Source organism: Nonomuraea sp. NPDC049504, from assembly GCF_040676845.1.
GTDB lineage: Bacteria > Actinomycetota > Actinomycetes > Streptosporangiales > Streptosporangiaceae > Nonomuraea > Nonomuraea salmonea.
Window position 1 is genome coordinate 1 of sequence record NZ_JBFAPT010000059.1, and the last position, 22,391, is coordinate 22,391.

At 70.6% G+C, this 22,391-nt stretch carries 20 protein-coding genes, 1 pseudogene and 1 riboswitch; of the genes and pseudogenes, 11 read left to right on the forward strand and 10 right to left on the reverse strand.

Annotated elements, in window-relative coordinates; all coding sequences use genetic code 11:
* Positions 1-55: hypothetical protein (locus AB0K28_RS50430; protein WP_364385532.1), on the reverse strand; the 55-nt coding region annotated here is incomplete at its 3' end.
* Between the two features lie 59 nt (positions 56-114).
* Between AB0K28_RS50430 and AB0K28_RS50435 the strand changes: the two are divergent.
* The 3 genes and pseudogenes from AB0K28_RS50435 to AB0K28_RS50445 form a co-directional block, all read left to right on the forward strand.
* A pseudogene (locus AB0K28_RS50435) lies at positions 115-1,875 on the forward strand (PhoX family phosphatase); the annotation flags it as partial.
* A gap of 34 nt (positions 1,876-1,909) precedes the next feature.
* Positions 1,910-3,790 carry an ABC transporter ATP-binding protein gene (locus AB0K28_RS50440; protein ID WP_364385489.1) on the forward strand — a complete coding sequence of 627 codons (1,881 nt, stop codon included), beginning with the start codon at positions 1,910-1,912 and terminating at the stop codon, positions 3,788-3,790.
* A gap of 40 nt (positions 3,791-3,830) precedes the next feature.
* Positions 3,831-4,577 (forward strand): methylenetetrahydrofolate reductase, encoded by a 747-nt coding sequence (locus AB0K28_RS50445; RefSeq protein ID WP_345391386.1) that lies wholly within the window; start codon positions 3,831-3,833, stop codon positions 4,575-4,577.
* On the opposite strand, the gene AB0K28_RS50450 is transcribed toward AB0K28_RS50445, so the two are convergent.
* Genes AB0K28_RS50450 through AB0K28_RS50460 form a run of 3 tightly spaced genes read right to left on the reverse strand, consistent with a single transcriptional unit; the run spans position 4,544 to position 8,766 of the window.
* Positions 4,544-6,007 (reverse strand): MFS transporter, encoded by a 1,464-nt coding sequence (locus AB0K28_RS50450; protein ID WP_364385492.1) that lies wholly within the window; start codon positions 6,005-6,007, stop codon positions 4,544-4,546. The genes AB0K28_RS50445 and AB0K28_RS50450 overlap by 34 nt on opposite strands.
* Before the next feature lie 40 nt (positions 6,008-6,047).
* Entirely contained in the window at positions 6,048-6,710 is a 663-nt protein-coding gene (locus AB0K28_RS50455) for a Crp/Fnr family transcriptional regulator (RefSeq protein ID WP_345391380.1), read from the reverse strand.
* 34 nt (positions 6,711-6,744) lie between these two features.
* Positions 6,745-8,766, reverse strand: coding sequence for an adenylate/guanylate cyclase domain-containing protein (locus AB0K28_RS50460; protein ID WP_364385495.1), 2,022 nt, complete (start codon positions 8,764-8,766; stop codon positions 6,745-6,747).
* A 196-nt stretch (positions 8,767-8,962) separates the two neighbouring features.
* Between AB0K28_RS50460 and AB0K28_RS50465 the strand changes: the two genes are divergently transcribed.
* Positions 8,963-9,796, forward strand: coding sequence for a hypothetical protein (locus AB0K28_RS50465; RefSeq protein WP_364385498.1), 834 nt, complete (start codon positions 8,963-8,965; stop codon positions 9,794-9,796).
* Between the two features lie 210 nt (positions 9,797-10,006).
* Here the strand turns inward: AB0K28_RS50465 and purL are convergent, their stop codons facing one another.
* The 4 genes from purL to purS form a co-directional block, all read right to left on the reverse strand.
* Positions 10,007-12,256: a phosphoribosylformylglycinamidine synthase subunit PurL gene (gene purL, locus AB0K28_RS50470; RefSeq protein ID WP_364385501.1), complete on the reverse strand. Its 2,250-nt coding sequence runs from the start codon at positions 12,254-12,256 to the stop codon at positions 10,007-10,009.
* Complete coding sequence (gene purQ / locus AB0K28_RS50475; RefSeq protein ID WP_345391368.1) at positions 12,253-12,933, reverse strand: phosphoribosylformylglycinamidine synthase subunit PurQ; 681 nt, start codon at positions 12,931-12,933, stop codon at positions 12,253-12,255. The genes purL and purQ overlap by 4 nt, the downstream gene beginning before the upstream one ends.
* Positions 12,934-13,069: 136 nt before the next feature.
* Positions 13,070-13,459 carry an ATP-binding protein gene (locus AB0K28_RS50480; protein WP_345391365.1) on the reverse strand — a complete coding sequence of 130 codons (390 nt, stop codon included), beginning with the start codon at positions 13,457-13,459 and terminating at the stop codon, positions 13,070-13,072.
* A gap of 221 nt (positions 13,460-13,680) precedes the next feature.
* Positions 13,681-13,926 carry a phosphoribosylformylglycinamidine synthase subunit PurS gene (purS, locus tag AB0K28_RS50485; RefSeq protein ID WP_345391362.1) on the reverse strand — a complete coding sequence of 82 codons (246 nt, stop codon included), beginning with the start codon at positions 13,924-13,926 and terminating at the stop codon, positions 13,681-13,683.
* Positions 13,927-14,151: 225 nt separating this feature from the next.
* Here purS and pdhA point away from each other — a divergent pair, with 225 nt between their 5' ends.
* From pdhA to AB0K28_RS50505, 4 genes are all read left to right on the forward strand, one after another.
* A complete protein-coding gene (pdhA, locus tag AB0K28_RS50490) occupies positions 14,152-15,243 on the forward strand; it encodes a pyruvate dehydrogenase (acetyl-transferring) E1 component subunit alpha (RefSeq protein WP_345391359.1) in 1,092 nt (363 codons plus the stop codon).
* Between the two features lie 42 nt (positions 15,244-15,285).
* Positions 15,286-16,266 (forward strand): alpha-ketoacid dehydrogenase subunit beta, encoded by a 981-nt coding sequence (locus tag AB0K28_RS50495; protein WP_345391356.1) that lies wholly within the window; start codon positions 15,286-15,288, stop codon positions 16,264-16,266.
* 11 nt (positions 16,267-16,277) lie between these two features.
* Positions 16,278-17,849 (forward strand): dihydrolipoamide acetyltransferase family protein, encoded by a 1,572-nt coding sequence (locus tag AB0K28_RS50500; RefSeq protein WP_364385506.1) that lies wholly within the window; start codon positions 16,278-16,280, stop codon positions 17,847-17,849.
* A 125-nt stretch (positions 17,850-17,974) separates the two neighbouring features.
* Positions 17,975-18,268, forward strand: coding sequence for a Dabb family protein (locus AB0K28_RS50505; RefSeq protein ID WP_345391350.1), 294 nt, complete (start codon positions 17,975-17,977; stop codon positions 18,266-18,268).
* 3 nt (positions 18,269-18,271) lie between these two features.
* On the opposite strand, the gene AB0K28_RS50510 is transcribed toward AB0K28_RS50505, so the two are convergent.
* Complete coding sequence (locus tag AB0K28_RS50510) at positions 18,272-18,496, reverse strand: hypothetical protein (protein WP_345391347.1); 225 nt, start codon at positions 18,494-18,496, stop codon at positions 18,272-18,274.
* 333 nt (positions 18,497-18,829) lie between these two features.
* On the reverse strand, positions 18,830-20,635 hold the full coding sequence (locus AB0K28_RS50515) for an acyl-CoA dehydrogenase (RefSeq protein WP_364385510.1): 1,806 nt from the start codon (positions 20,633-20,635) through the stop codon (positions 18,830-18,832).
* 102 nt (positions 20,636-20,737) lie between these two features.
* Here AB0K28_RS50515 and AB0K28_RS50520 point away from each other — a divergent pair, with 102 nt between their 5' ends.
* The 3 genes from AB0K28_RS50520 (at position 20,738) to AB0K28_RS50530 (ending at position 22,390) form a co-directional block, all read left to right on the forward strand.
* The gene (locus tag AB0K28_RS50520) at positions 20,738-21,535 is read left to right on the forward strand and encodes a class I SAM-dependent methyltransferase (protein ID WP_364385513.1); all 798 of its coding nucleotides are present in this window, start codon (positions 20,738-20,740) and stop codon (positions 21,533-21,535) included.
* 22 nt (positions 21,536-21,557) lie between these two features.
* Positions 21,558-21,620: riboswitch (guanidine-III (ykkC-III) riboswitch) on the forward strand.
* Positions 21,621-21,654: 34 nt separating this feature from the next.
* Positions 21,655-21,969, forward strand: coding sequence for a multidrug efflux SMR transporter (locus AB0K28_RS50525; RefSeq protein ID WP_364385516.1), 315 nt, complete (start codon positions 21,655-21,657; stop codon positions 21,967-21,969).
* 31 nt (positions 21,970-22,000) lie between these two features.
* A complete protein-coding gene (locus AB0K28_RS50530; protein ID WP_345391335.1) occupies positions 22,001-22,390 on the forward strand; it encodes a VOC family protein in 390 nt (129 codons plus the stop codon).
* Position 22,391 lies beyond the last annotated feature (1 nt).

A 22,391-nucleotide genomic window follows, 5' to 3' on the forward strand; every position in this document is an offset into this window, starting at 1 on the left:
CGACGTGGCTGGGGATGCCGCCGGGGAAGGAGAACTGGCGGAACAGCCGCCGCATGCCGTCGGCGTCCTGCGAGACCTCGGGGTACTTCTCCGACGGGCGGCGGCCGTTCCGACCTGCGCTTCACCCCGGTGCCGCCCAATAAGGAGGACGCGCTGCGCGTCCCCGACGGCTACAAGTCCTCGGTGGTCGTGCGCTGGGGCGACCCGGTGCTGCCCGACGCGCCCGCGTTCGACTTCGACGGCCAGACGCCTGAGGCGCAGAGCAAGCAGTTCGGCTACAACTGCGACTACGTGACGCTGTTCCCCATGGGCGACGACCGGGCGCTGATGTGGGTCAACCACGAGTACACCGACGAAAACCTCATGTTCCGCGGCTACACGGGCGGCGCGGAGGCGACCGAGGAGCAGATCAGGATCGGGCTGGCCGCGCACGGCGGCTCGGTCGTGGAGATCGAGCGGGCCGGCGGCAGCGGCCAGTGGAAGCTGGTCACCAAGGGGCGCCGCCGCTACAACCGGCGGATCACGGCGCAGACCAAGATGCGCTTCACCGGCCCCGCGGCCGGTCACGAGCTGCTGCGCACGGCCGCCGACCCGAAGGGCCGCACGCCCGTCGGCATGCTGAACAACTGCTCGGGCGGCACCACGCCGTGGAAGACGGTGCTGACCGCCGAGGAGAACATCGACCAGTACTTCGTCAACGGCGACAAGGTGCCAGCGGCGCAGAAGCCGTACATCGAGCGCTACACGATCACGACGGGCGTGCCCGAGGAGAGCCGCCGCTTCGACCGGGTGGAGGAGCGCTTCGACCTGGCCAAGCACCCGCACGAGGCCAACCGCTTCGGGTGGATCGTGGAGATCGACCCGTTCGACCCCGACTCCACGCCGGTCAAGCGCACGGCGCTCGGCCGGTTCAAGCACGAGGCGGCGACGACCACGCTGTCCCGTGACGGCCACCTGGTCGTCTACATGGGGGACGACTCGCGGTTCGAGTACGTCTACAAGTTCGTCTCCGAGGACCGCTACCAGCCGGGCAACGACCGGCACAACCGCTCGCTGCTGGACGAGGGCACCCTGTACGTCGCCAAGTTCACCGGCGACAGCCCCAAGAAGGAGATCGACGGGTCGGGCAAGCTGCCGAAGGACAAGGAGTTCGACGGCTCGGGCGAGTGGATCCCGCTGGTGTCGGGCGACCGGTCGTACGTGAAGGGCATGTCGGCGGCCGAGGTGCTGGTCTACACGCGGGTCGCGGCCGACAAGGTCGGCGCCACGAAGATGGACCGCCCTGAGGACATCGAGCGCAACCCGGTCACCGGCGGCGTGTTCGTGGCGCTGACCAACAACACCAACCGCACCCCCGCCCAGGTGGACGAGGCCAACCCGCGTCCGTCGAACAAGCACGGCCACGTGCTGGAGATCACCGAGCGCCGCGACGACGCGGGCGCGCGGCGCTTCGCCTGGTCGCTGGTGCTGGTCTGCGGCGACCCGAAGGACGCCACGACCTACTTCGCCGGGTACGACAAGAGCAAGGTCTCGCCGATCTCCTGCCCGGACAACGTGACGTTCGACAAGGACGGCAACCTGTGGATCTCCACGGACGGCAACGAGCTGGGCTCCAACGACGGCCTGTTCGTGATGCCGGTCGAGGGTAAGGAGCGGGGCCACCTGCGCCAGTTCCTGACGGTCCCGGTGGGTGCGGAGACCTGCGGCCCGCTGGTGACGAGCGACCAGCGCAGCGTGTTCGTGGCGGTGCAGCACCCGGGCGAGATCGACGGCGCCACGCCGGACAACCCGGGCAGCCGCTGGCCCGACGGCGACCAGCCGCGTCCTGCGGTGGCGGTGGTCTGGCACGGCAAGGGCAAGAAGATCGGCGGTTGACCTCAAGTTAAGTCGAGGTCGTACTGTCCATGTCATGAGCATGGAGATGACCGCCTGGCACCAGCTTTACTCGATGAACAACCAGCAGGAGCGTCGTCCGCTGTCGCGGGCGACGCTCCGCCGCATCGCCGGGTTCGCCCGTCCCCACCGCCCTAAGATCACGCTGTTCCTGCTGCTCAGCGTGGTGCTGGCGGGCCTCGCCGTGGGCTCTCCGCTGCTCGCGGGCCGGGTGGTGGACGCCATCTTCAACGGCGAGCCGCTCGGCGTGGTCGTCACGGTGGCGCTGCTGATCGCGGGGCTGGCGATCGCGGAGGCCGGGCTGGGGCTGCTCAACCGGTGGTTCTCGGCGGGGCTCGGCGAGGACCTCATCCTCGACCTGCGTACGGCCGTCTTCGACCACGTCCAGAAGATGCCGATCGCGTTCTTCACGAGGACCCGCACCGGCGCCCTGGTCAGCCGCCTGAACAACGACGTGATCGGCGCGCAGCGGGCCTTCACCGACACGCTGTCCGGCGTGGTGGGCAACCTGGTCACGCTGGTGCTGACGCTGGTCGCGATGATCGGCATCTCGTGGCAGATCACCCTGCTCGCGCTGGTGCTCCTGCCCGTCTTCATGCTGCCGGCCCGGCGGATGGGCGGCAGGATCGCCCGGCTGCGGCGCGAGGCGGCCGACCACAACGCCGCCATGGGCACGCAGATGACCGAGCGGTTCTCGGCGCCGGGCGCGACACTGATCAAGCTGTTCGGCCGGCCCGCCCACGAGTCGGCCGAGTTCGCGGGCAGGGCCCGCAGGGTGCGCGACATCGGCGTGCGCACCGCCATGACGCAGACCGTGTTCGTCACGGCGCTGACCCTGGTCTCGGCGCTGGCCCTGGCCCTCGTGTACGGCCTCGGCGGCTTCTACGCCCTGCGCGGCCAGCTCGCCCCCGGCGCGGTCGTGGCCATGGCCATGCTCCTCACCCGCCTGTACGCCCCCCTGACCGCGCTGGCCAGCGCCCGCGTGGACGTCATGAGCGCGGTCGTCAGCTTCGAGCGCGTCTTCGAGGTGCTCGACCTCAAGCCGCTCATCCAGGAGCGCCCCGGCGCCCGCGAGGTGCCGGAAGGACCGGTCTCGGTGGAGTTCGACGACGTGCGCTTCTCCTACCCCTCGGCCGACAAGGTCTCGCTGGCCTCGCTTGAGGAGGTGGCCGTGCTCGACTCGCGCGGCGGCGAGGAGGTGCTGCACGGGGTGTCGTTCCGCGCCGAGCCAGGGCAGATGGTGGCGCTGGTCGGCTCGTCCGGCGCGGGCAAGTCCACGATCGCGCAGCTGCTGCCCCGCCTGTACGACGTCGACTCGGGCGCCGTACGGCTCGGCGGGGTGGACGTGCGCGACCTGACCGCCGACACGATCCGCGACACGCTCGGCATGGTCACCCAGGACGGCCACCTCTTCCACGAGACCATCCGCGCCAACCTGCTGCTGGCCAGGCCGGAGGCGGGCGAGGACGAGCTGTGGGACGCGCTGACCCGCGCCCGCCTGGCCACGCTCATCCAGTCGCTGCCCGACGGCCTCGACACGGTGGTGGGCGAGCGCGGCTACCGCCTGTCGGGCGGCGAGCGCCAGCGGCTCACGATCGCCAGGCTGCTGCTGGCCAGGCCGCGCGTGGTGATCCTGGACGAGGCCACGGCGGCGCTCGACTCGACCTCGGAGGCGGCGGTGCAGGCGGCCCTGGGTGAGGCGCTGGAGGGCAGGACCGCCGTGGTGATCGCGCACCGGCTGTCCACCGTGCGGGCGGCCGACCTGATCCTGGTCATCGAGGACGGCCGCGTGGTCGAGCGCGGCACGCACGCCGAGCTGCTCGCGGCGGGCGGCCGCTACGAGGAGCTCTACCGCACCCAGTTCGAGGACCCGACGGCGGCGGAGGCGGCCGCCTGACCCCTCCTCGGGGCGGCGGCCGGAGGTTACAGTCGCGATCATGGCCTTCGAACTGATCTGTGAGATCGAACCACCCACCCGCCCCGACCTGAAGCACGTCAGGCACCAGATCGGCACGTTGAGCACCATCGCGAGCGCCTTCCTCATCCCCGACAACCACATCGGCCGGGCCACCGTGTCGAGCGTGGCCGTGGCGCACGAGGTCGAGGCGATGGGCGGGCGGGGCATCGCGTGCCTCAACTCGCGCGACCGCAACCTGCTCGGCTTCCGCCGCGACCTGCTGACTGCCGCCGCGTACGGGGTCGAGCGGTTCCTGTTCGTCTACGGCGACAAACCCACCAGCGGCAACCGCACCAGCGACCTGACCGTGCGCTCGATGATCGAGGAGGCGCGGGCGTTCTCGCCCGGCTTCCACGTGGGCGCCGCCGCCGCGCTGCGCCCGCTGCCGGCCTGGAAGCGTACCGCCGACTTCCTGTTCTCCCAGGTCAGCTTCTCGGTGGAGGCCCAGTTGCGCTGGCGCGACGAGCACCCGTCCGACGTGCCGGTCTACGCCGGCGTGATGGTGCTGGCCAGCGAGCGGCACGCCCGCACGCTGGCCGCGGCCATCCCCGACATCGCGATCCCCGACGAGCTCGTGGCCGCGGTGGCCGCCGATCGGGCGGCGGGCGTCGAGGCGGCGTGCGAGCAGGTGCTGGCGTTGCGCGACAGCGGGGCGTTCGCCGGGGTGCACCTCATCCCGGTCGCCCGTTACCGTCAGGTCGAGGCGCGGCTGGCCGGCGCGCTCTGAGGCCGCGCCAGAGCCGCCAGCACCGCTCCCGCCAGGGCCACGGCGAAGAGCACCGCGTACGCCCGCTGGAAGCCGTCCATGAGCTGCCCCACGGCCACCGGTGAGAGCGTGGAGAGCGTGCCCGCGTAGACCTGGGCACGCAGCTCCGGCCCCACCGAGGCGGTCAGCACGGTGAGCGACAGGCCGACGCTGATCACGATGCCGACGTTCATCACCATCACCCGCAGCCCGTTGACCACGCCCAGGCTCCCGGCCGGCAGCGCGGTCATCACCTGCGTGGTGTTGCCGGTGAGGAACGTTCCGCTGCCGCAGCCGGCCACGAACAGCCCGATGCCGATCACCCAGTACGGCGTGCCGGCCCCCGCCGTCACCATCAGCGTGCCCAGTCCGGCCGCGCTCAGCAGCGCGCCCCCGATGGACAGCGCGTACGGCGACACCCGCCGCCCCAGCATGCCCACGATCGGCGAGGCCAGCCCGATCCCCACCGGCACGGGCAGCACGCTCAGCCCCGCCTCGAACGCGCCCACGCCGCGCGCCGCCTGGAAGTACAGCGCCACGACCAGGATCAGCGCGGAGCGGGCCAGCGCGTTGCAGAACGAGGCCAGGTTCGCGCACGCCAGCAGCCGCCCGCCGAACAACCGCAGATCCAGCACCGGGTTCGCGGAGCGCCGCTCGGCCACCACGATCAGCGGCACCGCCACGACGAACACGGCCACCCCGACGATCACGACCGGGCTGCCCGGCCCCCGCGACCCCGCCTCCGACAGCGCCAGCAGCAGCGCCGACAGGGCGGCGAACACCAGCACGTTGCCCAGCGCGTCCACCGGCTGCCTGGGCCGCCGCGGCATCCTGCGTAAGATCGCCGCGCCGACGCCGAGCGCGAGCAGCCCGGCGGGCACGTTCACCCAGAAGATCCACTGCCAGCCGGCCGTCTCCGCGATGAGACCGCCCACGGTCGGCCCGGCGAGCTGGGCGACCGACATCGTGCCGATGTAGACGCCCATGCCCTGACTGAGCCGCTCGGGCGGGAACGCGTCGGTGATGATCACCGTGCCGTTCGCCAGGATCATGGCCGCGCCGACCGCCTGTAACACCCGCATCGCGATCAGGAACCCGACGCTCGGCGACAGGCCCGCCAGCAGCGAGGCCAGCGTGAACAGCGCGAACCCGGCCAGATAGACCTCACGCCGGCCCAGCAGGTCGGCCACCCGGCCGAAGAACACCAGGCTCGCGGTGTTGACCAGCAGGAACGCCAGCAGGATCCAGCCCGACTCCAGCGGGCCCGCCTGGAAGTGCCGCACGACCGCGGGCAGCGCCACGTTCAGCGTGCTGCCGGCGATGCCGATGAGGACCAGGCCCAGGCTGGTGACCGCGCAGACCCGCCAGGCGTAGCGCAGGCGGGTGGCGTCGTGGGGGGTGACCGCGACCATGACCTCCATCATGACGTACGACGTACGTCACGGAATGTGGTCATCTGGCGCGCTTGCGCAGTCCCTCCAGGTCGTGGATGACCACACGCCGCCGGCCGGTCTCGATGAGCCCGCGGTCGCGCAGCGTGCGCAGCGCCTTGCTGACGGCCTCGCGGGAGGCGCCGGTCCAGCCGGCCAGCTCGTCCTGCGAGAGCGGCAGCGCCACCCGGACACCCGTGGTGGTCTTCTCGCCGTAGCGCTCGGCCAGCTCCAGCAGGCGGGTGGCGACCCGGCCCGTGGTGTCGAAGGCGCCGTACTCGATGCGCTTCCTGTCGGAGTCGCGCAGCTTGGCGGTGACCTGCTGCATGAGCAGCACCGCGATGCGGCCGTGCGACTCCAGGAACGTGGCGAAGTCGCGGACCACGATGCCGGAGATCGGCTCCAGCGCGGTGACCGTGGTCGAGCGGGACGAGCCGTCGATGGCCGTCAGCTCGCCGATGAGCGCGCCGGGGCCGCGTACGGCCAGCACCACCTCGGTGCCCGCGCTCGTGTGGGACGAGCACTTGACCCGGCCGTCCAGCAGCACCAGGACCCAGTCGGACGTGTCGCCCTCGGTCATGATGGTCGTGCCGCGATCCCACCGCCGCAGGCGGCCGGCCGCTTTCAGCGACTCGACCTCCTCATTGGTCAGCAGGGTGAGAAACTCGCCAGGTTCTGGGGCCATGCGCCCGATTATGGCGGCAACGCAACCCTGGTTCCTATTCCAAATCCGTCAGAACGTACGCGGTGACCGGCTCCTCCTTGCCCTTGAGGTTGAGTGCGCCCAGGGAATTCACCGTCACGTCATCCCCGAGCTGCCGGTACGTCGTCTCGCCGATGACCACCGTGCCGGGCTCCGCGATCGCCTGGAGGCGGGCGGCCACGTTGACGCAGTCGCCCATCGCATTGAAGCCGCGCAGCTCGGGGCTGCCGATGTTGCCCACCAGCGCGGGCCCGGTGTTGACGCCCACCCGGAACGTCGGCCACTCCACCTCGTCGGAGCGCTGCCAGGCCATCTCCTCGGCCACCTCGGCGGCGGCCCGCTGCATCTCCAGCGCCGCCTTGCAGGCCGCCCGCGCGTGCCCCGTCTGCGTCGCAGGCGCGTTGAACAGCGCCAGCAGCGCGTCGCCGACGAACTGCACGATCGTGCCGCCGTTGTTCAGGATGCAGGGGACGGCCGCCGTGTGGTAGCGGTTGAGCATCTCGACGATCTCGCCCGGCGTCACCTTCTCCGAGAACGTCGTGAAGCCCTTGAGGTCGGCGAAGAGCGCGGTCAGCTCCTTCACCTCGCCGCCCAGCGCCGCCTGCCCCGGATCGGCGAGCAGCGCGTGCGCCACGTCCGGCGACATGTACTGGTGGAAGAGCGTGTGCAGCTCCTGGTAGAGCCGGGCGTTCTCCAGCGAGATCGACAGCTGCCCGGCCAGCGTCGCGGCCAGCGCCTCGTCCTGGCTCGTCCGCCCGATCGGCACCTCCAGCACGCCCGCCAGGTTGCCCTTGACCGTCAGCGGGAAGGCCAGCAGCCCGTCACGCCTGATCGGGTCGTCACCCACGAACGCGTAGTCGCGCGAGCCCACCTGCGTCTTGCCCTCGGCCACCAGCGCGATCTTCACATCCCCGTACGCCTGCCGCACCCGCTCGAGCGACGTCGTCAGCAGCTGGTCCTCCGGCAGGCCCACCCGCGTCTGCACGCTCACCGCCACCAGCGCCGACAGCCGCTCCGACAGCTCGCGCTCCTCGGCCAGCGCCCGTCCTGCCCGGTCGAGAACCGCCGCCTGGCCCTCGTTGAGCCGGAACTTGCCCGACATCCGGGTCGCGGCCAGCGGCTCGCCCTTGCGTACGTGCTCGACCAGCTCCTCCAGCGCCTGGTCGTAGTCGCGCTTGATGCGGGCCACGGTCGCCGACAGCGCCACCGAGTCGAACAGCCCCGCGCTCGACCCCTCGCGCCTGAACTGCAGGTAGGCGCTGTAGGCGACGAACATGAAGGCCAGGGTCAGCAGCAGGTGCCACTCCCACCACGACAGGTGCCAGTTGAGCTGCGACATGCCGGCCACCATCGACTCGGCCAGCAGCGCGTACGCGGTGAGCAGGCTGATCAGCATCGCCGACGGGCGGCGCCTGTGCAGCAGGAACATCATCACGCCGGCCGCGCCGTACAGCAGCAGGCCCGGGATCGACGCCCAGACCAGCCAGTCGATCGGAGAGACCTCGGGCGGCTCGCTCAGCGCGGTCAGGCCGGGCACCAGCGACACCACGCCCCACAGCACCATGGCGCCGAGCAGCGCGCCCCTGATGAAGTGCTGCCAGGACAGCACGACCTTCGCCACCCGCTCGCCCAGCGGCAGCGCCGAGACGAACGCGAACACCGCCGCGATCGACAGCCCGACCTGCTGGCCCGCGTCGAAGCCCACCGAGCCGCCGGGCAGGATGACCTTGGGGGTGGCCAGGCCGTGCAGGAAGAAGAAGCCGGCGTTGGTCACGAAGACCATGGAGACGAGGAACAGGCGGGCGTCGGCGCGCCGCCGCGACGCCTCGCTGATGAGCACGCCGAGCACGAGGTTGACGCCGGCGACCAGGATGATCAGCCAGAAGTGGCTCGGGTTGTGCTGCCACGGGATGTTGATGTGGTCGTTGGCCAGCAGCAGCCAGAGGCCCAGCATGGGCAGCGCAAGGTGGATCCCCCAGACCACGCCGCGAACGGGCTGGGTGGCCGGTGGGAGGTACGTGGGACCAGGGGTTGACACAGACCGATTATCCACGGGCGATCGCTGTCGCGACTGCGTCGTTTTACTCACCCACGTCATCGACAATCCGTCAACGCCGTCAGTAACCCTCTGTTTCGTGATAAATGCGTTACGTAGTCACGGTCATCCTTTGGAACGTTTGAGGCGTGAATCTCGTGCATCACACGCGCAACACTCGACCCTCTGGAGGGGCATCGTGGCTATCAAGGTTCGTCGTGGGGGCACGCTGACACTTGCCACCGCCGGGGCGCTGGCCGCCTCGCTCCTGGCCGCGGGAGGCGTCGCCACTGCATCGTCCGCGGCCTCCGCCGTCTCGGCCGGCGCCGCGGCGGGAACGGTGCACGCCTGCGTCCACAAGAAGTCGCGGTACGTCCGCATCGTCAACGTCACGGCCAAGTGCCGTAAGACCGAGCAGCGGATGGTCATCGGGGGCGGCGGCACGTCCACCACCACCGTCGAGACCGGCCCGCAGGGGCCCGCGGGTCCGGCCGGCCCTGCCGGCCCCCAGGGCCCGAAGGGCGACCGCGGTCCGCAGGGCCGCCACGGCATCCAGGGCAAGCAGGGCGCGACCGGCCCCGCCGGCCCGCAGGGCCCGAAGGGCGAGCAGGGGGAGCAGGGCGAGCAGGGCCCGAAGGGGGAGCAGGGTCCCAAGGGTGAGCAGGGCGCTCCCGGCAAGCCCGGCACCCCCGGCCCCAAGGGCCCGAAGGGCGACACCGGCCCGCGCGGCCCCGCGGGCCCCCAGGGCCCGAAGGGCGAGCCCGGCACCGGCGCGAACCTGAGCACCTACATCGTCTCGGAGCGCTTCTCCGGCTCCAGCGGCAGCGCGAAGTGCAAGGCGGGCGACCTGGTGACCGGCGGCGGCTTCCAGGTGGACTCCCGCTCCCAGGTGACGAGCAGCATGCCGTCCGGCAACGGCTGGTCGGTCAGCGCCGCCAAGAACGACATGAAGACCGCCGAGGTCTCCAGCCAGGGCCTCGGCGGCGGCAGCGGCAGCGGCGGCACGGTCTACGCCGTCTGCCTGAAGAAGTAAGGCTTCCGCACAACGACGAGCGCCCGGAGAACCGAGGCCGGAAGGAAGGGGCCGCCACGTGCAGGTCACGTGCCGGTTAACGGCCACGGCAATCCAGGGCGCACCACCCATCCAGCCCGGCGGATGAAAGGCGCGTGCCGGCCGTTCGGTGGGTGATTGTGCGGAAAGGGCCGGTACGGGTGATCCCGTACCGGCCCTGAGAAACTCGCGTCAGCCGAACAGCGCCGGCAGGGCGGCGGTGTGGGTGGTGCGGAGTTCTTCCACCGGGACCTCGAAGACGTCCTTGACGACCAGGGACGAGCCGCCGGTCGTGCCCAGGCCGTAGCAGGGGACGTCGTGGCGGCCGCACAGGGAGGCCAGCTCGTCGTAGGCTTCGGCGCTCACCACCACGAGTGCCCGAGCCGCCGACTCGCTGAACAGGTCGGTGAAGGCGTCGCCGGTCAGTTCGACGGTCGCCCCGACGCCCTTCGCCAGGCAGGACTCGGCGAGCGCGATCGCGAGCCCGCCGTCGGACAGGTCGTGGGAGCCCGCGAGCAGCCCGCGCCGAGCCGCCTCGACGAGGACGGTGCCGAGCGCCTGCTCCGCCTCCAGGTCGGCCTGCGGCGGCAGCCCGCCCAGGTGACCGTGGACGACGTGAGCCCACTCCGAGCCGCCGAACTCCTCGCGGGTGTCACCGAGCAGCACGACCCGCAGCCCCTCGGCGACGAACCCGGTCGGGACCCGCTTGGCGACGTCGTCGATGACGCCGAGCACGCCCACCACCGGCGTCGGGTGGATGGCGGTGGAGCCGGTCTGGTTGTAGAAGGAGACGTTGCCGCCGGTCACCGGCACGCCGAGGGTCCGGCAGGCGTCGGCGAGCCCGCGCGTGGCCTCGGCGAACTGCCACATGACCTCGGGGTCCTCGGGGGAGCCGAAGTTGAGGCAGTTGGTGACGGCGAGCGGCTTCGCGCCGGTGACGGCGACGTTGCGGTACGCCTCGGCCAGCGCGAGCTGCGCCCCCGCGTAGGGGTCGAGCTTGGCGTAGCGGCCGTTGCCGTCGGTGGACAGCGCGATGCCTCTGGTGGTCGGCTCGGCGCCCGCGATGGCCTCGGAGATGCGCAGCATGCCCGCGTCGGCCGGCTGGGCCAGCACGGTGTTGGAGCGCACGTAGCGGTCGTACTGGCCGGTCACCCACTCCTTGGAGGCGAGGTTGGGCGAGCCGAGCAGCTTGAGCAGCGTCTGCCGCAGGTCGGCGGGCCGCTCCAGGCGATCGGGGGCGTCGGCGTTGAGCGCGGCCTGCCCGGCGGGCTCGTGGTAGGGCCGCTCGTAGACCGGCCCGTCGTCGGCGGCGGTGCCCGGCGGGATGTCCACGATGACCTCGCCGTCCCAGGTCATCACGAGCCGGCCGGTGTCGGTGACCTCGCCGATGACGGTGGCGGGGACGTCCCACTTCTGGCAGATCGCCATGAACGCGGGGATGTCGTCGGGCCGGACCACGGCCATCATGCGTTCCTGCGACTCGCTCATCAGGATCTCCTCGGGTCTGAGCGAGGGGTCGCGGAGCGGGACGAGGTTGAGGTCGACGGTCATGCCGCCGGTGCCCTTGGCGGCCAGCTCGGTGGTGGCGCAGGAGACGCCGGCCGCGCCGAGGTCCTGGATGCCGACGACGACGTCGGCGGCGTACAGCTCAAGGCAGCACTCGATGAGCAGCTTCTCCATGAACGGGTCGCCGACCTGCACGGCGGGCCGCTTGGCCTGCGACTCGTCCTCGAACGTGGCGCTGGCCAGCACCGACGCGCCGCCGATGCCGTCGGGGCCGGTGGAGGCGCCGAACAGCACGACCTTGTTGCCCGGCCCCGGCGCGGTGGCCAGCTTGATCTGGTCTTTGCGCAGCAGGCCCACGCACAGGGCGTTGACCAGCGGGTTGCCGAGGTAGCAGGGGTCGAAGGAGACCTCGCCGCCGATGTTGGGCAGGCCGAGGCAGTTGCCGTAGCTGCTGATGCCCTCGACCACGCCGGGCAGCACCCGCCGGGTGTCGACCGCGTCGGCGGCGCCGAAGCGCAGCGCGTCCATGACCGCGATCGGGCGGGCGCCCATCGACATGATGTCGCGCACGATGCCGCCGACGCCCGTGGCCGCGCCCTGGTGCGGCTCGACGTAGGAGGGGTGGTTGTGCGACTCGATCTTGAACGTGGCCGCCCACCCGTCGCCGATGTCGACCACGCCGGCGTTCTCGCCCATGCCCACCAGCAGCGCCTCGGACTTGGGCGCCTTGGTGGCGAACTGCCGCAGGTGCACTTTGGACGACTTGTACGAGCAGTGCTCGGACCACATGACGCTGTAGATGGCCAGCTCGGAGCCGGTCGGACGGCGGCCCAGGATCTCTTTGACCCGGTCGTACTCGTCCTGCTTCATCCCCAGCTCGGCGAAGGGCATCGGCTCGTCGGGAGTCTCCGCCGCCCGCTGGACACTGTCTGTCATGCGTTCACCAGGTTCTTCAGGATGGAGGTGAAGATGCCGAGGCCGTCGGTGCTCGGGGCGCCGACGAGCTCCTCGACGGCGTGCTCGGGGTGCGGCATTAGGCCGACGACGTTGCCGGCCTCGTTGCGGATGCCGGCGATGTCGTTGAGCGAGCCGTTGGGGTTGCCGACGTAGCGGAAGACCACGTGGCCGCCCGACTCCAGCGCGGCGAGCGTGTCGTCGGAGGCGACGTAGCGGCCCTCGCCGTGCTTGATCGGCAGCACGATCTCCTGGCCGGCGGTGAAGCCGTTGGTCCACGCCGTCTGGGTCTGCTCGACCTTGAGCCGCTGGTCACGGCAGACGTAGTGGAGCGAGGCGTTGCGGGTGAGCGCGCCGGGCAGCAGGTGCGCCTCGCAGAGGATCTGGAACCCGTTGCAGGTGCCGATGACCGGCAGGCCCGCCTTCGCGGCGGGGACCAGCTCGTCCATGATCGGCGCGAAGCGGGAGATGGCGCCGCAGCGCAGGTAGTCGCCGTAGGAGAAGCCGCCGGGCAGGAAGACGGCGTCGACTCCCTTCAGGTCGTGGTCGGCGTGCCACAGCGGGACCGCCTCCGCGCCCACGAGGCGCACGGCTCTGGCTGCGTCCTGGTCGTCGAGAGTTCCTGGAAACGTGACAACGCCCACACGGGCAGCGCTCATGACAGTCGTCCCCTCCGGGTGAATGCGCGCGCCACCGTCCCATCGGGGTGGACGGCGGTATCACCAGGTTATCGGGTGCGCTCCGGTGGTCCGCATCGGCTCGGGACGCGGGACTGGCGCGGGCCTACACGACGGCTCATACGGCGGCGAGCTCGCGGGGACGGGCCTCGGCGGCGTCGTCGTCCCAGTCGAGCAGCTTGCGCAGGTGGACCGTCGTGCCCCGGCCCGGTGTGACGCCGAACGAGATCTCGTCGACGACGGATCGCATGATCAGCAGGCCGCGGCCGTTCTCGGTGTCGGGAGGAGGAAAGTGCGAGGGCATGGTCGGCACGCCGTCGCCGTTGTCGGCCACGCGGACGTCGCACTGGCCGGCCCCGATGGCCGCCGTCACCTCGTAGCGGTTGGCCGGCCCTCCGTGCCGGACCGCGTTGGAGCACGCCTCGGACACGGCGAGCAGCATGTCGGCGATGCACGTCTCGCTCACGTTGAGTGAACGCATGGCATCGCCCAGCACTCGCCTGACCATCGGTATGCCGATCGCATCCCGAGGCAGTGCCAACGAGAACTCAATATCCACCGGACTCCTCCGGGCTCCGGAATGTCACCTGGAGTAGGTTTCCCTGAGAAAACGGGGCTAACCGCAAAATCACGTTGTTGTTATTTAGTGTTGGCAAGCCCGTGGCATTGTGGCATGTCCGAACCCGGCTTTAACCACCCGAGGGGAAATCCAGCCCCCAAAAGTGCCTTCTACCCCTCAACCCGGACGACGTAGTCCTCGATCACCGTGTTCGCCAGCAGCGTCTCGGCCATCTTGCGCACCTCGGCGAGCGCGGCCTCGTCGGCCTCACCCTCGATCTCGAGCTCGAAACGCTTTCCCTGGCGCACGGCGGAGACGCCGGAGAAGCCGAGCCTGGGCAGCGCCCTGGCGATGGCCTGGCCCTGCGGATCGAGGATCTCGGGCTTCAACATGACGTCCACGATGACGCGGGCCACTGCGTTCCTCCTGGGTGCGGTGGGTGGTGGGAAGCACAGCCTACCGGCGCGTGTGGCCGCCGACACAACGGGAACGGGGAGGACATGGGGCTTGCGCACAGGGCTGTGACGTCTGCCACGATGGCCCCAAAAGCGTACGAACCTCCACCTCCCGGTTCGGCGCTACGAAGGCTGGCCTAAGGTGGCAACCCCATCTCGGACCGGCCCCGACCACAGGAGTGGCACGTGACACAAGACGCCTCTCGTGGTGCTGACGCACCTCCTGAGCTCGTCCAGCTGCTCACCCCCGAGGGAGAGCGGGTCGAGCATCCCGACTACGACATCGATCTGACCCCGGAGGACGTCCGGTCGCTCTACCGCGACCTGGTGCTCGTCCGGCGCGTCGACCTCGAGGCCGTCGCGCTGCAGCGCCAGGGCGAGCTGGGCATCTGGGCCTCGCTGCTCGGCCAGGAGGCCGCCCAGATCGGGTCGGGGCGCGCGCTGACCGACTCCGACATGGCCTTCCCCACCTACCGCGAGCACGGCGTGGCGTGGTGCCGCGACGTCGACCCGGTGAAGCTGCTCGGCCTGTTCAGGGGCGTCAACCACGGCGGGTGGGACCCCAAGGAGCACAACTTCCACCTCTACACGATCGTCATCGGCAGCCAGACCCTCCACGCGGTCGGCTACGCCATGGGCATCCAGCGCGACGACGCCAACGCGGCCACCATCGTCTACTTCGGCGACGGCGCCACCTCGCAGGGCGACGTCAACGAGTCGTTCATCTGGGCCAGCGTGTTCAACGCGCCGATCGTGTTCTTCTGCCAGAACAACCAGTGGGCGATCTCCGAGCCGCTGGAGAAGCAGACCCGCATCCCGCTCTACCGGCGCGCCTCCGGGTTCGGCTTCCCCGGCATCAGGGTCGACGGCAACGACGTCTTCGCCTGCCTCGCCGTCACGCGCAAGGCGCTGGAGGCCGCGCGTACGGGCCAGGGCCCCACGCTGATCGAGGCGTTCACGTACCGGATGGGCGCTCACACCACCACCGACGACCCGACCCGCTACCGGGTGGCCAGCGAGCTGGAGGCCTGGAAGCTGAAGGACCCGATCGAGCGGGTCAAGTCGTACCTGTTCAAGAACGAGCACGCCGACCAGGCGTTCTTCGACGCGATCGAGGCCGAGGCCGACCAGCTCGGCGCCGACCTGCGCAGACGCTGTCTGGCCATGCCGGACCCCGAGCCGCTCGACATCTTCGACCACGTCTACAGCGAGCCCCACGCCCTGATCGACCAGGAGCGCGCCCAGTTCGCCGCGTACTTGGAGGGGTTCCGTGACTGAGCGAGGCGACCGCAGCGGCCGGTTCGGGGCGAAGGAGGCGTCGTGACCGTACTCAGCCTGTCCAAGGCGCTCAACGAGGGCATGCGCAAGGCCATGGAGGACGACCCCAAGGTCCTCATCATGGGTGAGGACGTCGGCAAGCTGGGCGGGGTCTTCCGGGTCACCGACGGGCTGCAGAAGGACTTCGGCGAGGACCGCGTCATCGACACGCCGCTCGCCGAGTCCGGCATCATCGGCACCGCGATCGGGCTGGCACTGCGCGGCTACCGGCCGGTGTGCGAGATCCAGTTCGACGGATTCGTCTTCCCGGCGGCCGACCAGATCATCACCCAGCTCGCCAAGATGCCGATGCGCTCGCTCGGCGCGATCAAGCTGCCGGTCGTCGTCCGCATCCCGTGCGGCGGCGGCATCGGCGCGGTCGAGCACCACAGCGAGTCGCCGGAGGCGTACTTCACGCACACCGCCGGGCTGCGGGTGGTGGCCTGCTCCAACCCGGCGGACGCGTACACGATGATTCAGCAGGCCATCCGCAGCGACGACCCGGTGATCTTCTTCGAGCCCAAGCGGCGCTACTGGGAGAAGGCCGAGATCGACACCGGCTCCACCGACTGGTGGCCGCCGCTGCACGCCGCCAAGGTCGTACGTCCTGGCGCCGACGTGACCCTGCTGGCCTACGGCCCCATGGTCAAGACCTGCCTGGAGGCCGCCGCGGCGGCCGAGGAGGACGGGCGCTCGCTGGAGGTCGTGGACCTGCGCTCGCTCAACCCGCTGGACGAGCCGCTGGTCATGGAGTCGGTACGCCGCACGGGCCGGGCCGTGGTCGTGCACGAGGCGCCCGTCAACAGCGGCTTCGGCGCGGAGCTGGCGGCCAGGATCACCGAGCAGTGCTTCTACCACCTGGAGTCGCCCGTGCTGCGCGTCGGCGGCTTCTCCACCCCCTACCCGCCGTCGAAGCTGGAGGAGCACTACCTGCCCGACCTTGACCGCGTGCTCGACGCCGTCGACCGGACCTTCGGATACTGAGGGGGCAGACGATGCGACGCGAGTTCAAGCTGCCCGACGTCGGCGAGGGGCTGACGGAGGCGGAGATCGTCCGCTGGCACGTCAAGCCGGGCGACGACGTCAAGGTCAACCAGATCGTGGTGGAGATCGAGACCGCCAAGTCGATCGTCGAGCTGCCGATCCCGTGGGATGGCGTGGTGGCCGGGCTGATGGCCGGCGAGGGCGAGACGGTCGACGTTGGCGTCCCGATCATCGCGGTGGACACCGACGGCGAGGGCGGTGCCCCTTCACCGGGCGCGACCGGGGCGGCGGCCGGGGCGCCGGCTGCGGCGGCCGCGGCGGCGCCCGCGCCCTCTGCGCCCGCTCCCACCGCACCCGCTCCGGCTGCGGCCGCGCCCGTCAACGGCGGGACGGCGCCGGCGTCCGGGATCGAGGCGCTGGCCGACGACATGGTGCCGAAGCCGCCCGCGGAGGGCGCGGTGGAGCCGGGCGCGCACGGCAGCCCGGCCCCCAAGGAGGAGCGCCAGGCGGTCCTGGTCGGTTACGGCGTCAAGACCGGCGCCACCAAGCGCCGCCCGCGCCGCCAGGCCGCTCCCGGCCACCCGACCAACCCGGTGGCGAACCCGGCCCGCGTGGGCCTGGACACCCCGCCGCAGACCCCCGCCTCTGCCCCAGCCCCGGCCCCGGCCCCGGCCCCGGCGCCTGCGGCTCCGGCCGGAGCGCAGGGTCCTGGGGCGGCGCGGGCGCTGGCCAAGCCCCCCGTACGCAAGCTCGCCAAGGACCTGGGCGTGGACCTCACCACGCTCACGGGCACGGGCCCCCAGGGCTCGATCACCCGCGACGACGTCCACGCGGCGGCGGCGAGGACGCAGGAGCGGCCCGTCACGACGGGTGAGCGGCGGGAGAGGGAGGAGCGCGTCCCGGTCAAGGGCGTACGCAAGATGACCGCCCAGGCCATGGTGACCAGCGCCTTCACCGCCCCCCACGCCACCGAGTTCCTCCAGGTGGACATGACGGCCACCATGGACGCCGTGCGCGGCCTGCGCACGCTCCCGGAGTTCGCGGAGCTCAAGCTGTCCCCGCTGCTCCTGGTGGCGAAGGCGGTGCTGACGGGGATCGCCAGGCACCCGATGATCAACTCCTCGTGGGACGAGGAGGCCCAGGAGATCGTGGTCAAGCACTACGTGAACCTGGGCATCGCCGCCGCCACCCCGCGCGGCCTGGTGGTGCCGAACATCAAGGACGCCCATGAGCTGTCGCTGCCCGCGCTGGCCGGGCGGCTGGCGGAGCTGGCGGGGGTCGCCAGGGCGGGCCGTACACAGCCGGCGGAGATGGCGGGCGGCACGTTCACGATCACGAACGTCGGCGTCTTCGGCGTCGACGGCGGCACCCCGATCATCAACCCGGGCGAGGCGGCGATCCTCGCCTTCGGTCAGATCAGGGACATGCCGTGGGTGGTGGACGGCGCGCTCGCGGTGCGCAAGGTGGCGACGCTGTCGCTGTCGTTCGACCACCGCATCGTGGACGGTGAGCTGGGCTCGCTGTTCCTGCGTGACGTGGGCGCGATGCTGGAGGACCCCATCAGGATGCTCGCCTGGAGCTGACGCACCGGTACGACGGCCGCCGGGAGGACCCCTCTCCCGGCGACCGCCGTACGGCGGGGGACACCCGCACCCACGACGTCAGAGCCTTGAGGATGTCCCGTTGATACATGGATAAAGTGGCTTGCATGATTCGCCACATCGTGCTGTTCACCTGGACCGACGACGCCACCGACGAGCAGAAGGCCGCCGTGGCCGAGGCGCTGGGCACGCTGCCCGGCCTGATCCCGCAGCTGCGGGCGTACACGTTCGGCCAGGACGCGGGCATCAACCAGGGCAACCACGACTTCGCGGTGGTGGCGGACTTCGACAGCGTGGACGACTACCTGGTCTACCGCGACCACCCCGACCACCAGGCGGTCATCGCCGAGCGCATCAAGCCGATCGTGGCCTCGCGCGCCGCCGTCCAGCTGAGCCTGTAGGTCTCAGACCTCGGGCGGACGGTTCTCCCGGTGCATCAGCCGGCCTTCCGACGTCTGGCCCCGCCGAGGGGCCAGCACGATGCTCAGCACGATCCCCACGCCGCCGACGATCATGAAGATCAGGCCGATGATGTCCATGTGCACGCTCTCGCCGAAGACGTCGGGCTCGATCGCGAACCTGAGGATGGCGCCAAGCGTGAGGAAGAAGATGCTGACCCCGACACCCATGGCGACCTCCCGGCAAAGAACGCGTACAGGGACCGTCATACCCGGCTAAAGCTGATCATCACGCCAGACAGGACAGCGGCTCCCCTCCGTTGTACGTGATCATGTCGAGGATCGCAGCCACCAGGTCCATCGGCGGCCCGCCGAGATCGGCGTACGCGCGGTGCAGGTTCTAGCGTGGTGATCCGGCCGGTCGGTGACACCGTCCGACACCTCTTCGACGCGAGGCGGCGGCAGCGGATGATCGTGCGGTGAGGAGCTCATGCCGGGCAAGGTACCCCCGGCGCCGCCCCGGTCGGTGCCGTTCACGACACTTCGACCAGGGCGCACCCGTTGCTAGAAGGCGTCCTCCGGCAGCTCCATGAGCTCCTGGCCGGTGGACTCCAGCGTGCGGCGCTCGGCCGCGAGGCGGGGCAGCACGGTCTTGGCGAAGAACGAGGCCGCCGCGACCTTGCCGAGGTAGAACGGGTCCTCGCCCTCGGCCAGCCGGGCCAGCGCCACCTCGGCCTGGCGCTGCAGCAGCCAGCCGATGACCAGGTCGCCCAGCGCGAGCAGGAACCTGGTGGTGTTCAGGCCGACCTTGTAGACCTCCTCGGGCTTCTCCAGGGAGCCGAGCGCCCAGCCCGCCAGGGTGTCGCCCATCGCCTTGACCTCGGCGGCGGCCTCGGCGAGCAGCTTGCGCTCCTCCTTGAGCCGGCCGTTGCCCGCCTCGGAGCCGGCGAACGCGTTGATCTCGGCCAGCAGCGAGCCGATGGCCGAGCCCTGGTTGCGCAGGATCTTCCTGAAGAACAGGTCCTGGCCCTGGATCGCGGTGGTGCCCTCGTACAGGGAGTCGATCTTGGCGTCGCGGATGTACTGCTCGATCGGGTACTCCTGCAGGTAGCCGGAGCCGCCGAGGGTCTGCAGCGAGCGCGACAGCAGCTCGTACGACCGCTCCGACCCGACGCCCTTGACGACCGGCAGCAGCAGGTCGTTCATCTCGGAGGCGCGCCGGTCGTCGGGGTCGATGAGCAGGGCGTCCTGGAAGGTCGCGGTGTAGAGCACCAGGGCGCGCATGCCCTCGACGTACGCCTTCTGCAGCATGAGCTCGCGCCGCACGTCGGGGTGGTGGGTGATGGTGACGCGGGGCGCGGTCCTGTCGCCCGTCCTGGTGAGGTCGGCGCCCTGGACGCGGGCCTTGGCGTAGTCGAGGGCGTTGAGGTAGCCGGTGGAGAGCGTGGCGATGGCCTTGGTGCCGACCATCATGCGGGCGTGCTCGATGACCATGAACATCTGCTTGATGCCCTCGTGCACCTCGCCGACCAGGAAGCCGATCGCCGGGTGCTTGTCGCCGAAGGTCAGCTCGCAGGTCGTGGAGACCTTCAGGCCCATCTTCTTCTCGACGTTGGTGACGTAGACGCCGTTGCGCTCGCCGAGCTCGCCGCTGTCGAGGTCCACGTGGTATTTCGGCACGAGGAACATCGACAGGCCCTTGGTGCCGGGGCCGTGGCCCTCGGGGCGGGCCAGCACGAGGTGGAAGATGTTCTCCGACATGTCGTGCTCGGCGCTGGTGATGAAGCGCTTGACGCCCTCGATGTGCCAGGTGCCGTCGGGCTGCCGCACCGCCTTCGTCCGCCCGGCGCCCACGTCGGAGCCGGCGTCCGGCTCGGTGAGCACCATGGTGGCGCCCCAGTTGCGCTCGATGGCCAGCTCGGCGAAGCGCTTCTGCTCGGGGGTGCCGAGCCGCCACAGCGTGTAGGCGAAGTTCGGCCCCGCGGCGTACATGTAGAGCGCCGGGTTGGCGCCCAGCACCATCTCGGCGCTGGCCCACGCGAGGCTGCGCGGGATGCCGGGGCCGCCCAGGTCGGAGGGCAGGTCGAGGTGCGCCCAGCCGCCCTCCACCAACGCCTTGTACGACTTCTTGAACCCCTCGGGGACCTTCACGGATGCGGTGGCCGCGTCGAACACGGGCGGGGTCCTGTCGCCCTCTTCGAAGGAGTCGGCGAGCACGCCGGTCGCAAGGCGGTTCATCTCGTCCAGGACGGAGCGGGCGACGTCCTCGTCGATCTCCGCGAAGGGCCCGGTGCCGAGGATCTCGCGTCTCCCGAAGACCTCGAAGAGGTTGAATTCCAGGTCACGCACGTTGCTCTTGTAGTGGCCCATGGGCGTCGATCTCCTTGAACCGAGGTGGCTGTACTGGTGAGTAACCTTACTCTGAAATGCTACCCGCGGGTAACCCACGCCATGCATGGCATGCTCGTCTCCATGGACGCCGAAGAACTCGCCGCACGCTGGCGAGAGCGACTCGAATCCTGGGCGATTCCGGACGAGATCCTGGCCAAGGCCGTCGCGGACCCGTGGAGTCATTCGCCCGAGCGGTTCGGCACCCGTACGGACCGTGCGCTGGCCGAGCCGGACGACGGTCCCACCATGACCCGCCTGGCCGAGGCGCTGCCCGACAAGGGCACGCTGCTCGACGTCGGCTCCGGCCCCGGGGCCTCGTCGCTGCCGCTGCACGAGCGGATCGGCCACCTCTACGCCGTCGACACCTCGGCCTCCATGCTCGAAGGGCTGACGTCGAGGGCGGACAAGCTCGGCGTACCGGTCACCACGGTCGAGGGCCGCTGGCCCGACGTGGCGGGGCGGGTGCCGGTCGCCGACGTCACCGTGTCGGCCCACGTGGTCTACAACGTGCCGGACCTGGCCCCTTTCCTGCGCGCGCTCGACGACCACACGCAGGGGCGGGTGGTGATCGAGCTGCCGCACCGCCACCCCATGAGCTGGCTGACCCCGCTGTGGCAGCACTTCCACGGCGTCGACCGGCCGGTGCGCCCGATCGCAGAAGACTGCGTGGCGCTGGCGGCGGCGATGGGTTTCCCCGTGCAGGTGGAGGAGCGGGAGTCCCCCCTGGAACGTTTCACCTCGCTGGAGGAGCTGGCCCAGAGCGCCTGCCGCCGGGTGTGCCTCGACCCCTCGCGGGCCGAGGAGGTCGCCGCGACCGTGATGGAGCTGGGCATGTGGCCGATGCCGCGCGACCGCTGGGTCACCATCTGGTGGGAATAACGGGGGTGCGGGCACGTTGTCGTCAATGAGCCCTTGAGGCTCCCGGACGAGACGCGCCGTACCCGGTACGCCAAGACGACGCACCCGAGTCAGTCATCGTCGTCGAGGGAGTCGTCATCGTGGCGTGGGTCGTCCTGGTGCTCGCGGGCCTGTTCGAGATCGTCATGGCCCTGTCGCTCAAGCTCAGCAACGGGTTCAGCAATCTGTGGTGGACGCTGTCGTTCGCCGTCACCGCCGTGCTCAGCTTCGGGCTGCTCGCGTACGCGCTCAAAAGCCTGGAAGTGGGCACCGCGTACGCCGTCTGGACCGGCGTCGGCGCGGCCGGCACGGCCATCCTCGGCATGATCGCCATGGGGGACGAGGTGTCACCCGCGCGGCTGATCTCCATCGCCCTGATCCTGGCCGGCGTCATCGGGCTGCGAACACTGGCTTGACGTCTTCGGTGGTGTTGGATTGGGTGGCATCATGATCGAGATCCACGCCGTCACGTTCGACGCGGCCGACCCGTACGAGATCGCGAGCTGGTGGAGCAAGGCCACGGGGCTGCCCCTGGGCGAGGGCGACAAGCCGGGCGACGACGAGGTGATGCTGCGCACCAAGCAGGACCCGTACGTGCTGTTCATCCGCGTGCCCGAGGGCAAGACGGTGAAGAACCGGCTGCACCTCGACGTCAACGGCACCGAGGGCAGGACCCGTGACCAGGAGGTCGAGCGGCTGCTGGGGATGGGCGCCACCATCTACCAGGACCTGCGCGACGCCAACGGCGTCGGCTGGGTCACCATGCTCGACCCCGAGGGCAACGAGTTCTGCGTGTGCAGGTCGGACGCGGAGCGGGCGGCAGCCGCTCAGAGCTGAT